We start from the raw sequence: 12,454 nt of genomic DNA on the forward strand, positions 1-12,454 counted from the left end.
ACTCCCTCTCAGGCCTGCTCGGCCGGGCGCTTGAGCATCAGGCCGACGCGCACGGCGTCGCAGACGATCTCGTCGCGCTGGTTGATGCCCAGGTGGCGGAAGGTCACGATGCCGGAGTCGTCGCGGCTCTTGGACTCCCGGCGAGCCTCGATCTTGGTCTGCACGTGGATGGTGTCGCCGTGGAAGACCGGCTTGGGGAACTTGATCTGCTCGAAGCCCAGGTTGCCCAGGGTGGTGCCCTGGGTGGTCTCCGGCACGGTGATGCCCGAGACCAGGCCCAGGATGAACAGGCTGTTCACCAGGCGCTGACCGTAGATCGATTTCTTCGAGTACTCCGCGTCCAGGTGCAGCGGCGCCAGGTTCAGGGTCATGACACTGAACAGGGTGTTGTCGGCCTCGGTGACCGTCCGGCGGGTGGGGTGATCGATGACCAACCCGGGTTCGAGTTCCTCGAAGTACAAGCCCGGCATGTCGTGTCCTTTCGCGATACGTGCGGCCGATCCGCTGTCACGTATGGGGTAGCGCATGGATACTGGATATATTATGTATCAAATGCCAACGGTGGACGGTTTCCGAGATCCCGCCTTGCCGCCGATCGTATGCTATACGATCATATATTATATTGGAAATGGCGAGAGGAGCCGAGGGTGTCCGAACTCAGCGCAGAGGATTTCGAACCGATCCTGGCGCACGTGCGCACGTTCATCCGCACCAAGGTGGTGCCGCGGGAAGCCGAGATCATCGAAACCAATGCCATCCCCGACGACATCCGCCGCACGGCCGCGGAGATGGGACTGTTCGGCTACGCCATCCCCCAGCAGTGGGGCGGCCTCGGCGCGGACCTGACCCAGGACGTCGAGCTGGCGATGGAGTTCGGCTACACCAGCCTGGCCCTGCGCTCGCTGTGGGGCACCAACAACGGCATCGCCGGACAGGTGCTGGTCAACTACGGCACCGACGACCAGCGCAAGAAGTGGCTAGAGCGTATCGCCACCGGCGAGGTGCTGGCTTCCTTCGCGCTCACCGAACCCGGCGCCGGATCCAACCCGGCCGGCCTGCGCACCCGGGCCCGCCGCGACGGGGACGACTGGGTGATCGACGGCCAGAAACGCTTCATCACCAACGCGCCCCTGGCGAATCTGTTCGTCACCTTCGCACGCACCCGCGAGGCCACACCCGGCGACCCGGGCATCGCGGTATTCCTCGTTCCGGCCGACACCGCCGGGGTGATCGTCGGGCCCAAGGACGCCAAGATGGGTCAGGAGGGCGCCTGGACCGCCGACGTCACCTTCGACAACGTCCGCGTCCCGGCGGACGCTCTGGTCGGCGGCGCCGAAGACGTCGGCTACAAGGCGGCCATGGCCTCGCTCTCACGCGGGCGCGTGCACATCGCCGCGCTGGCCGTCGGCACCGCCCAGCGGGTCCTCGACGAATCGGTCGCCTATGCCGCCACCGTCACCCAGGGCGGCACGCCCATCGGTGACTTCCAGCTGGTCCAGGCCATGATCGCCGATATCCAGACCGGTATCATGGCCGGCCGCGCGCTGGTCCGCGACGCCGCGGCCAAATACGTCTCCGGCGAGGACCGCCGGATCGCGCCCTCGGTGGCCAAGCTCTTCTGCACCGAGATGGTCGGCCGCGCCGCCGACAACGGCGTCCAGATCCACGGCGGCAGCGGCTACATGCGCGAGGTCACCGTCGAGCACATCTACCGCGATGTGCGGCTGCTGCGCCTCTACGAGGGCACCAGCGAGATCCAGCGCCTGATCATCGGCGGAGGGCTCGTGCGCGAAGCGAAGAAGCGCGCATGAGCACGGTGAGGACCGGGCCGCGCGACCATACGGCGCCGACCGGCGCTCCGCCGGGACCCGCGACGCTCGATCGCGTCCGATCCGCCTCCACGCTGCTGTTCGTCCCCGCCGATCGTCCCGAGCGCTTCGACAAGGCCGCCGCGGCCGGCGCGGGACTGGTGGTGCTCGATCTGGAGGACGCCGTCGCCCCCGACGCGAAGGACGCCGCGCGCGCCGCCGCCGCCGAGTGGGTCGAGGCGGGCAAGGTATGCGCGGTGCGCATCAATGCCGCCGGAACCGCTTGGCACGCCGCCGACCTCGAAGCCTTGGCACCGCTCGGTTGCGCGATCATGCTGCCCAAGGCTGACGCCGGCTCGATCGGCTCGGTGGTCGCGGCCCTCGGCGCGGGCGCGAGCCGATCGGACCCGAACCGCACCCGCGCCGCGTCGCCGGCCTACGACGGTGCGGTCAGCCGGACTGACGGCACCCCGCTCATCGCCCTCATCGAGACCGCGGCCGGTGTGCTCGACGCCAGACAGATCGCGGCGACACCCGGTGTGCATCGGCTGGCGGTGGGCACTTTCGATCTGGCCGCCGAACTCGTCGTCGACCCCACCGACCGCGAGGCACTGGCCGGAACCAGACAGTTGCTGGTCCTGGCGTCGGCCGCGGCGGGACTGCCGGGCCCGATCGACGGGGTGACCGCCGCCGTCGACGACGCCGACCTGCTCACCGACGACGCCGCCTACGGCCGTCGCCTCGGCTTCGCGGGAAAGCTTTGTATCCATCCCCGGCAGCTACCCCCTGTGACTGCCGCCTTCCGTCCCACCGAGGCCGATATCGCCTGGGCGCACGCGATTCTGGCGGCGACAACGGACAGCGCGGGCGTGGCCGTCGTCGACGGCGCGATGGTCGACAAGCCCGTCGTCGATCGCGCCCACCGCATCCTCGACCTGCTCGACCGACTCCCCTTCGATACCGAGGACACCAAATGACCGGACCACTCCTGGCGGGCAAGACCGCCGTCGTCACCGGCGCCGCCCAGGGCATCGGCTACGCCATCGCCGAGCGCTTCGTCACCGAGGGCGCGCGCGTCGTCATCGGTGACATCGACGGCGCGGCCGCCGAAGCCGCCGCGGCGAAGCTCGGCGACCCCGAGGCGGCGCGGGGCGTGCGCTGCGACGTCACCGTGGCCGAGGACGTGCAGGCGCTGCTCGACGCGGCCGCGGAGTCCTTCTCCCCCGTCGACGTCATGATCAACAACGCAGGCATCACCCGCGACGCCACCATGCGCAAGATGACCGAGGACCAGTTCGACCAGGTCATCAACGTCCACCTCAAGGGCACCTGGAACGGCACCCGCCTCGCCGGTGCGGTCATGCGCGAGCGTGGCAGCGGCGCCATCGTCAACATGTCCTCGCTCTCGGGCAAGATCGGCCTGCCGGGCCAGACCAACTACTCCGCGGCGAAAGCGGGCATCGTCGGCCTGTCCAAGGCGGCGGCCAAAGAGCTGGCGCATCTGGGCGTGCGGGTCAACGCGATCCAGCCGGGCCTGATCCGTACCGCGATGACCGAGGCCATGCCGGCGAAGGTGTGGGACCAGAAAATGGCCGAGATCCCGCTGGGCCGCGCAGGCGAGGTGGACGAGATCGCCTCGGTGGCGCTGTTTCTCGCTTCGGATCTGTCCTCCTACATGACCGGCACCGTGCTCGAGGTGACCGGCGGGCGGTTCATGTGAGCACCTGGCAGCCGCACCTCGAGACCACCACGGAACTGCTCGACCCCGCCCCCGCCGCGGCACTGGCGGCGCTGTTCGACGACGGACTGCCCGCCCCGGCTCCGGGTGAGCAGTTGCCGCCGCTATGGCACTGGGTGGCGCTTCCGCGCTGGGCCGCGTCCGGGGTCCTCGGCCCCGACGGGCATCCACGCCGTGGATCGTTCCTGCCGCCGGTCGCGCTCCCCCGGCGGATGTTCGCCGGAGGCGAAGTGCGATTCCACGCGCCGCTGACCGTCGGCGAGACCGTGCGCCGCGAAGCCGAAGTGGTGTCGGTGACCGAGAAGAACGGCCGTTCGGGCGCACTCGTCGTGGTGGACGTGGCCATCCGGTTGTTCACCGCCGCAGGCGAACTCGCGGTCGAGGAGCAGCAGAACCTGATCTACCGGGAGGCCGCGCCGCGGCCGGACAAGCCCGCCGCGCGACCCGACTCACCAGAACCCGGCACTCCGCTGACCCGGATCTCCGGCACCGAATGGGCCCTGCGCACGGACCCCAGTCTGCTGGCCCGGTTCTCGGCCGCGACAGCCAACGCGCATCGCATCCACTACGACTGGCCGTACGCGACCGGCGTCGAAGGCTACCCCGGTCTGGTCGTGCACGGTCCGCTGCAGGCGCTGGCCCTGGCGGAGGTCCACCGGCTCATGGCCGGCGAGCAGGTCCGGGAACTGCGTCATCGCGGCCGCGCGCCGCTGTTCTGCGGCGAACCGGCACGACTACTGGCCACCACCGTGCCCGACGGCGTCGCGCTCGAACTGTTCGGTCCCCGTGGCGAATCCGCGGGCCCCAACGCGACCGTCGACATCGTCACCACCGACAGGAGCGACACGTGACCCGGATGTTCACCTCGGTCGATGACCTGCGCGCGGCGATCGGAGAGCCGATCGGTCCGAGCGCCCCGCTGCTCGTCGACCAGACGCGCATCGATGCCTTCGCCGAGGCGACCGGCGACCGGCAGTGGATCCACGTCGACCCCGACCGCGCCGCCCGCGGCCCCTACGGCACCACCGTGGCGCACGGCTACCTGACGCTGTCGCTGATCTCGCACTTCCGGCAGGAGCTGCTGGAATTCGGCTTCGGCACGGCACGAGTCAACTACGGGGTCAACAAGGTTCGCTTCCCGTCCGTGCTGGCGGCCGGCTCGCAGATCCGCGCCACCGCGACCGTCACCGAGGTCTCCGAGACCACCGCGGGCACCGCCGTGACCGCACGGTACGTCCTCGATGCCGGAGCGGCCAAGCCGGTGTGTGTGGCCGAGACGGTCGTCCTGATCACCGGGTGAGTCGATGACATCCCGGAGCCAGCCACCGCCGCAGCGCCGTCATCAGCAACTGCCCGACCGGGTCGCCGCTCACGTACGCGAGCAGATCATGTCCGGCGCCATGCGGCCGGGCGACTTCCTGCGGATGGAACCCATCGCCGAAGCGGTCGGCGTCAGTGTGACGCCCGTACGCGAGGGTCTCTTGACGCTCAGCAGCGAGGGTTTCGTCACGCTGGTGCCGCGGCGCGGGTTCGTCGTCGCCGCGTTCAGCCGCCAGGACGTGCGGGACCTGTTCTGGGCGCAGAGCAAGTTGGCCGGCGAACTGGCGGCCCGCGCCGCGCAAACGGCGACCCCACACGATCTCGTACTCCTGCGAACCCTGATCGCCGCATCCGTCGCGGCGAGCGACGCGGGCGACACCGCGCGCATCATCGCGCTCGGCCACGAATTCCACCGCGCCGTGAACCTTCTCGCCGGCTCGGATCGACTGGCACGCCTGCTGGCGGGGATCGTGCACCAGTTGCCAAACAGCTTCTACGCCTCGCTGGAATCCGACGCGGCGACCACAGCATCCGAACACGCTGAGCTGGTAGCCGCGCTGGAGCGACGGGATACCCACAGGGCGCGCGCGCTCGCCGAAACCCATATCGCGGACGGCGCCGATTTCGTCGTGGACGCACTCGATCAACGGGGAGTCTGGGCTGAGTGACCGTTCCGAATACCGGATCGAGCGCATGACATTTCCATTCGGGCCATGCCCAGCCCCGCCTGACTGCCGTCTTCTCGGAGATCCTGGAAAGACTCCGGACGCCCACGCAAGGAGATCATCGCCCACGACCCGCATGAGCTGCAAAACTCATCCCACTGCAGCGTGATACAGCTCGCGATGCTCCGCCCACGGACGCGCCCGCTCCTCCGCACTCATCGCCAACAACGCCCGCAACTTCCCCCACGCCACCTCATCCACCGGCGTATACACCTGCATCCACGCATTCGGCACCGACGGCAACGACATACTCGTCAAAAACATCTCCAACTCCCCCACCGCCAAATTCCGCACCGCCTTCGTCCGACTCACCGGCACCGCCACATCATTCAACGCCCACAACGACGCGAAACTCTCACTCTCCGCACACAACTCCGCAATGAACTCCTCCCACCCCGGATCACCAAGATTCTTCGCATACGCCCCACGCAAATACCCCACCATCCGCCTCAGATCATCCCAATTATGGCGATACGCGTTGCAGCACTCCGGAGTCAAAAACACCCGACGGGCCACATTACGCTCCCCCGCCAGAAACCCTGGGCACAACGCCTCATACGAAGAGTTGTGCGCCAACACGTCATACCTCGCACTCAACACCACCCCCGGCAACGGCTCCAAATGATCCAAAATCACCTGCAACTCCTCCGGCAACGCCGACCCCGAATCCACCGAAGGCACCGTCGGCACATCCGCCAACCGATACAAATGCGCCTTCTCCGCCGCATCCAACGACAACGTCCGCGCCACCGCATTCAACACCTGAACACTCACATTGATGCTGCGCCCCTGTTCCAGCCACGTATACCAGGTCACGCCGATTCCTGACAATTGGGCGACTTCTTCGCGACGGAGCCCCGGTGTACGTCGACGCGTTCCGGTGGGGATGCCGACATCCTCGGGTGCGATACGCGCTCGCCGGGATTTGAGGAAGGCTCCTAGTTCCGCGCGGCGCGCCCTGCGTACTGCTCGCACATCGACGACTTCGGTCATTCCAGAGATCATCCCGTACCGGGACACAAGTATCCAGGTGCTGCTGGTACCAGTTTCAGCGCGGTGCGGCGCCGGTGATGTTCGGTTCGTCCCGGCTGGGTACGACTGTGAAGTGGTGCGATGGCGTGAAGCACTCGAAGGCGTCACCGCGTTCCTGGCCGCCGCGGTGGCCGGGCTGTTGCTGGTCGTGCCGCTCAGCTTCGGCAGGACCTGTCATTGCACGCCCTATCAGGTGAACCGATTGGTGTTGAGCGTGCCGCGGGAGGCAGCGATCGGTGTGCTGGTCGCGGCGGTCACCGCGGTGGTCGCGGTCAGCCTGGCCCGGGCGCGTACCGCGTGGTGGATCGCGCTGGCGGCGACATCGCTGTTGTTCGTCACACACACGGTCGAAGCGAACAGTGCCTCGCCCGACGTCCTGACGACCACCGCCAACCTCGACGCGATCGGCAGCGGCATCCTGCTCGGCGCGACGGGCGTGGCCGTACTCGGCCGCCGCGTGCCCGCGACGGGTTTGGTACTCGGCGCTGTCGGCTGCTTCGTGGTCATCACGCTCTCGCAGGCATCGGGGCTGCTGGGCAACCCGCATCGGGCGACCGCCGAGCCACACGTGTGGTCGGTGTTGGAAACGCAACCTCTGTGGTTGCTGGCGGCGGTGGCCGGGCTCATCCTGACGTGCCAGGTGGTCACCCGGCACCGCTTCACGCCGGAACCGATCTATCCGGAACTGCCGCTCAGCCCGGTCATCGCCGCGATCGTGCTCGTGCTGACCGAATTGGCCGTCGCGGAGTGGCGCTTCCGTCACGGCGACGGCAGTCTCGCGCTGATCGTGACGGCGCTGTGCACGCTGCTGGCCACGACCCTCGCCGCCTGGCTGCTACCGCGCCGGGACGGGATCGCGATCTACCTCGCGGTCGGGCTCAGCGCCACAGGCAGCGCGGTGGGCAATGGTCCGCGACCGATATGGAGCGTGCCGCTCCTGCTGGGCCTGATCCTGCTCGGGTATCTGGTCGGAACCCGAATCCGACCCTCGGATCCCCTGATAGGCGCCGGTTTGCTCGCGGCCGTCGCGCTGTTCGCCTCCGTTGCCCCACCAGGTGGCACGCGCAACGTGGTCACGGCCGCGCTCGCCGTCGTCGCGGGGTATTGCGCGGTCTGCGTCCAGCCACGAACGGCGGGCAGCATTCTGGCGATCGCCATCCTGTGGCGCCCCTCGACCGTGGCGCCCACCCGCACCGAGTCGTTCGACTGGACGATGGTGTCGCCGCACCATCTGCACGATTGGGGTCCGGTCACCGTGGTGTCGGGCTCGGAATGGGCGGCGTTCGCCATCGCGGTGGGCTGCGGGATCGGACTCGCTCTCCGCGCTCTTCCGAGGCGAAGAGCCCGCGTGCCGCGCCGCGCTCCGGCCGACATGGCGGCGATGCGACCCGCGATGTCCAGGGCGTCGACGGCTCGACATGGGCGCATGGAACCGAGTTAGACGTACCTCCGCCTTCGTCCGGCCATGCGCGGGTTGAAGACCCACTACGTCCGACAGCACCCATTGGGCGATATGTAGCGGGCACGACCATGCTCCTGGTCGACGACGTCGCTACCGGCGCGAATATGCGCGCCGCGCTGGAGCGGTGCGGCGGCCGGGTCCGACGCGAATCGTGGTGGTCGTGCCCGCTGCTCCGAGTCCACGTGCCAGGAAGTGGGTCGCGCCTTGGACCGAATCGTGTGCGCGACCACGCCCACACCGGACGTCGCCACCGGCCGCGAACCGAGCGGCGCAGTCACTACTTCCGAGCACGGATCGCCCACCGGTTCGACGCGCTGATTCACATCGAGGAGACCCGCGCACTGGAACCGCTCGACGGCACCTCCCGATGGGAAGCCGGGGAAACTGCCCGAACCTATCCCTTCGCCGTGTGACCGGTCGCACCGCCGTGGTGTGGCAGCGAACGACCGTCCTGATGCGGCGCCGATATCCCGCCGTGGGGCGGCACAGGTCGACCGAGCGGCATCTGCGGTACCGGCGGCGCGGGCGGAACGAATCGCAGGATTTCGGAGAAACCCCGGAATCCACCGGGAATGGGAACCTCCAGCGGGAGATCGGGTTCGCCGACGGACGACGGCTCCGCCCCGGCGGGAGCGGCGGGAAGCATGGCTGCCGCGGCCGCACATACCGCGGCGATCGTCCGGGCGGCCCACGAACTGTGTTGTGCGCGTCGATCAGGTCGAACATCGGCGTCAGACGCCATGATGCGGTCCTCCGATCTGCGTCGGCCGGCCCGGTACGACCCATCCGGTGCCACGGGGACGTCACCGAGCCTCGAATTCGTTCGAAACACCACGGTGCTTGCGGTCCACTGGATCCGGAGAGTCATGCTCCCGCACACATTCGAAGAGCTGGCGCGGGACACACGACGAAACGATCACGAAAAGACAACGAACAAGCGGCCGGTCGGCACCGGCCGCTTGTTGGCGTCCGTCAGGCCTTCGCTTGCGCCGACGAGCGAGCCGGATTTGCTTGCCCGGCCGCCTTGGGGTCGAGTTCGTCCTGTTTCGCGCGCACCCCGGCCTCGACCCGGTCGCCGAGATTCTTGTCGACATTGCGCCAGTACTCGAATGCCCGGTCCAGCACCGGCGCACTGACGCCGTTCAGCAGGTGCCCGACGATGTTGTCCACCAGCCGCTGCCGTGCCGCGTCGTCGAGTACGTCGCGGACCATGGTGCCCGCTTGGCCCCAATCGTCGTCGTCCCGGTGCAGCGTGTAGGCCGAGCGCACGAGTTCGCCGTCGGTGTGCCACGTCGCGGGCGGGCCAGCGACGGCGGGATCGGCGTGCGGGCCGCCCTTCGAGTTCGGCACGTACACCGGATCGCCCGGGTTGTGGTGACGCAGCGCGCCGTCCTTGCTGTACGAGCGGACGGTGGTGGCGTGCGGCGTATTGACCGGGAGTTCTTTGTAATTGGCGCCGATGCGGTGCCGGTGCGCGTCGGGGTAGGAGAACCAGCGGGCCATCAGCATCTTGTCCGGGCTCGGCCCGGTGCCGGGTACCGAACTGCTCGGCTCGAATGCCGCCTGCTCGATCTCGGTATGGTAATCCGCCGGATTGCGGTCGAGCGTCATCCTGCCGACGTCGATCAGCGGATAGTCGCCGTGCGGCCAGACCTTGGTCAGGTCGAAGGGGTTGAACCGGTATGACTTCGCCTCGTCGAACGGCATGATCTGCATCTTCAACGTCCAACTCGGGAAAACGCCGCCTTCGATGGATTCCCACAGATCGCGGGTGTGATAGTCGGTGTCCATCGCCGCCATCTGATCGCCTTCGTCCTGGGTGAAGAACTCGATACCTTGATCGGTCTTGAAGTGGTACTTGACCCAGAACCGTTCCCCGGAGGCGTTCACCCACATGTAGGTGTGGCTGGAGTATCCGTTCATGTGCCGCCACGTGCGCGGGATACCGCGGTCACCCATCAACCAGGTCACCTGGTGCGCGGATTCCGGCGACAGCGTCCAGAAGTCCCATTGCATGTCGTGGTCGCGCAGATGGTTGTCGGCGCGGCGCTTCTGGGAACGGATGAAGTCCTGGAACTTCATCGGGTCGCGCACGAAGAAGATCGGCGTGTTGTTGGCGACCATGTCGAAGTTGCCCTGCTCGGTGTAGAACTTCAGCGCGAACCCGCGCGGATCGCGCCAGGTGTCGGGGCTGCCGCGCTCTCCTGCGACGGTGGAGAAGCGGGCCAGCATCTCCGTCTTCTTCCCCGGTTGGAAAACCTCGGCCATGGTGTAGGCACTCACGTCGTGGGTGACCTCGAAGACGCCGAACGCGCCGCCGCCCTTCGCGTGCGGCTGGCGCTCGGGCACCCGTTCCCGATTGAACGCCGCCATCTTCTCGATCAGATACCAGTCCTGCAGCAGGATCGGCCCATCCGGCCCGACGGTCAGTGAATGCTCGTCGCTGGGGACCGGGATACCGGCGTCATCGGTGGTGTAGTTCGGGCCAGACATCTCTCTCCTCTCCTACGAGCCGCGGGCAGGAGGCCGGCGACGAGACCGCAGAGACATAGCGGCGCGGTCAGCTTCACGACCGCGACGTGGTTTGCGGGTAGGCACGAACGGCATCGCCGCTGCGGCAGGCCGAAGGCCGATACCCGTCCCGTCGGTCATGTCGATCGACTTCCCAGGGGACCACGGCTCAAACTAGCGCTGACCAGGCCCTCCGCGACGGCGAGCGACCGGGTCCGCGCCACCGGCGGCGCGCGATCGGTACCCGCACGACCGGCACGGGGGCTCTTTCGCGGGGCGACCGGCGCCCGGCTAGGCTGCGTCGGCTGTCGCATGCCGAATTCCGTCCGACCACAAATTCTTTCGATGGGAAACGAAATGAAGCTCGCGCTGTGCGGGGTGCTGGTCGTCTGCACGTTGTCCGTCTCCGCGATCGCGGCGGCGTTCATCGTCGCCGAAGCGCGGGCGCACGCGCCGCGCGGCGCCACCAAAGGCTATTTCGCCGATCTACAGCGGCTCGGCGTGCGGACCGCGGGCGACGGCGTGACCGCGGCGCTGCTCGATCTGGGCTACGCGGTGTGCCGGGAATTGGCGGCGGGAACGCCCGAAGCCGACATCGTCGTGCGGGTGAGCGCGCACCAATCGGTGGACGAGGCCGCCGCCGTGGTGGTGGCGGCCGAGCGGAATCTGTGCTGAACCGCCACGATCGGCGAGCGAGGCGACCCGGTCCGCGGACGTCTCCGGCCGCGAAACGGCGTGCGATGCGGGCTGACCGGAAATTCGGCTCTCCTTGGGTAGATTCCCCCGCGATGTCCAGAATCCCTGCTACATCGAGTGTGAACGACGCGGCCGACGCCGCGGTGCCCGCCGCTATGGTCGGGCGCCGGTATCGCAGCGGCGATCACTACGAGGTCGCCCGCGAGAAGATCCGTGAGTACGCCCGCGCGGTGCGCAATCAGCACCCGGCGCACTGGTCGGAGGACGCCGCTGCCGACCTCGGCTACGGCAACCTGGTCGCTCCGCCGACCTTCGGCGCGGTGCCCGGGTATCTCGCCTATGCCGAGGTGTTCGACACGATCCTGCCCGGCTACGACCTGAGCCGGACCATCCAGACCGACCAGATGATCGAATTCCACCGTCCGCTCCTGGCCGGCGACCGGATCTGTTTCGAGATGTCCTTGGATTCGTTCCGGCACGCGTTCGGCGGCGACCTCATCGTCCTGCGCCAGACCATCCTGGACCAGGATGATCGGCCGGTCCTCACGTCTCGGACCAGCTTGGTCGGGCGGGCCGACGAGGCCTTGCCTGCTTGGTTGGACGCTGTGGTGATGCACGGAGTACGTCCGGAGGCCCGGCAGCAGCGCCGTGTCCCCGACCCGCGCCGCGTGGGGAACGGCAGCGAGCCCGCCCGCGAGACGCCCGTCACATCGGCGAACCCGCGGGGACGTCGGTTCGAAGCCGTGCGTCCGGGAGCGGAACTTCCCCCACGCACACTCACGGTCAGCCAGGGCGACCTGGTCAATTACGCCGGAGTGGCGGGCGACCCGAACCCCATCCATTGGAGCACCGAGGCGGCGGCCAAGATGGGAATGGGAACGGTTGTCGCGCAGGGCATGTTCACCATCGGGCTCAGTGTGGATTTGCTCACTTCGTGGCTGGGCGACCCCGGGGCCCTGCGCTCCTACAACGTCCGGCTGACCAATCCGGTGCACGTCGGCGCGACCGGAGGCCGGATCGAATTCTCGGGCCGGGTGAAACACCTGGACGCGGACACGCGCACCGCCACCGTCGCGATCACCGCCGAGCACGACGGCCACAAGATCTTCGGTCGCGCGACGGCCGAGGTCGTCCTCGCGTGATCGCGCGACCCGTTCGTGCC

12 protein-coding genes are annotated in these 12,454 nt (G+C 68.2%); 9 read left to right on the forward strand and 3 right to left on the reverse strand.

The window, feature by feature from the left end; translation table 11 throughout:
• Window positions 1-8 precede the first annotated feature (8 nt).
• Window positions 9-470, reverse strand: coding sequence for a MaoC family dehydratase (locus ACFV2O_RS10880; protein WP_067810351.1), 462 nt, complete (start codon window positions 468-470; stop codon window positions 9-11).
• 177 nt (window positions 471-647) lie between these two features.
• Between ACFV2O_RS10880 and ACFV2O_RS10885 the strand changes: the two genes are divergently transcribed.
• The 6 genes from ACFV2O_RS10885 to ACFV2O_RS10910 are packed head-to-tail and all read left to right on the forward strand — an operon-like array spanning window position 648 to window position 5,534.
• The gene (locus tag ACFV2O_RS10885) at window positions 648-1,811 is read left to right on the forward strand and encodes an acyl-CoA dehydrogenase family protein (RefSeq protein WP_379251671.1); all 1,164 of its coding nucleotides are present in this window, start codon (window positions 648-650) and stop codon (window positions 1,809-1,811) included.
• Window positions 1,808-2,785, forward strand: coding sequence for an HpcH/HpaI aldolase/citrate lyase family protein (locus ACFV2O_RS10890; protein WP_379251672.1), 978 nt, complete (start codon window positions 1,808-1,810; stop codon window positions 2,783-2,785). The genes ACFV2O_RS10885 and ACFV2O_RS10890 overlap by 4 nt, the downstream gene beginning before the upstream one ends.
• A complete protein-coding gene (fabG, locus tag ACFV2O_RS10895; protein ID WP_379251673.1) occupies window positions 2,782-3,528 on the forward strand; it encodes a 3-oxoacyl-ACP reductase FabG in 747 nt (248 codons plus the stop codon). The genes ACFV2O_RS10890 and fabG overlap by 4 nt, the downstream gene beginning before the upstream one ends.
• Window positions 3,525-4,397 (forward strand): MaoC family dehydratase N-terminal domain-containing protein, encoded by an 873-nt coding sequence (locus ACFV2O_RS10900; RefSeq protein WP_379251674.1) that lies wholly within the window; start codon window positions 3,525-3,527, stop codon window positions 4,395-4,397. The genes fabG and ACFV2O_RS10900 overlap by 4 nt, the downstream gene beginning before the upstream one ends.
• Window positions 4,398-4,402: 5 nt before the next feature.
• On the forward strand, window positions 4,403-4,846 hold the full coding sequence (locus ACFV2O_RS10905) for a MaoC family dehydratase (RefSeq protein WP_379251911.1): 444 nt from the start codon (window positions 4,403-4,405) through the stop codon (window positions 4,844-4,846).
• A gap of 4 nt (window positions 4,847-4,850) precedes the next feature.
• Window positions 4,851-5,534: a GntR family transcriptional regulator gene (locus ACFV2O_RS10910; protein WP_379251675.1), complete on the forward strand. Its 684-nt coding sequence runs from the start codon at window positions 4,851-4,853 to the stop codon at window positions 5,532-5,534.
• A gap of 147 nt (window positions 5,535-5,681) precedes the next feature.
• Here ACFV2O_RS10910 and ACFV2O_RS10915 read toward each other — a convergent pair whose 3' ends face one another.
• A complete protein-coding gene (locus tag ACFV2O_RS10915) occupies window positions 5,682-6,584 on the reverse strand; it encodes a helix-turn-helix transcriptional regulator (protein ID WP_379251676.1) in 903 nt (300 codons plus the stop codon).
• A gap of 115 nt (window positions 6,585-6,699) precedes the next feature.
• Here ACFV2O_RS10915 and ACFV2O_RS10920 point away from each other — a divergent pair, with 115 nt between their 5' ends.
• Window positions 6,700-8,064, forward strand: a complete 1,365-nt coding sequence (locus ACFV2O_RS10920; RefSeq protein WP_379251677.1) for a hypothetical protein — start codon at window positions 6,700-6,702, stop codon at window positions 8,062-8,064.
• Between the two features lie 993 nt (window positions 8,065-9,057).
• Here ACFV2O_RS10920 and ACFV2O_RS10925 read toward each other — a convergent pair.
• On the reverse strand, window positions 9,058-10,578 hold the full coding sequence (locus ACFV2O_RS10925; protein WP_379251678.1) for a catalase: 1,521 nt from the start codon (window positions 10,576-10,578) through the stop codon (window positions 9,058-9,060).
• 363 nt (window positions 10,579-10,941) lie between these two features.
• Here ACFV2O_RS10925 and ACFV2O_RS10930 point away from each other — a divergent pair, with 363 nt between their 5' ends.
• Window positions 10,942-11,271: a DUF732 domain-containing protein gene (locus ACFV2O_RS10930; RefSeq protein ID WP_379251679.1), complete on the forward strand. Its 330-nt coding sequence runs from the start codon at window positions 10,942-10,944 to the stop codon at window positions 11,269-11,271.
• A 113-nt stretch (window positions 11,272-11,384) separates the two neighbouring features.
• The gene (locus tag ACFV2O_RS10935) at window positions 11,385-12,434 is read left to right on the forward strand and encodes a fused (3R)-hydroxyacyl-ACP dehydratase subunits HadA/HadB (protein WP_379251680.1); all 1,050 of its coding nucleotides are present in this window, start codon (window positions 11,385-11,387) and stop codon (window positions 12,432-12,434) included.
• Window positions 12,435-12,454: the final 20 nt, after the last annotated feature.

Origin of the sequence: Nocardia sp. NPDC059691 (assembly GCF_042733915.1) — a bacterium.
GTDB lineage: Bacteria > Actinomycetota > Actinomycetes > Mycobacteriales > Mycobacteriaceae > Nocardia > Nocardia sichangensis.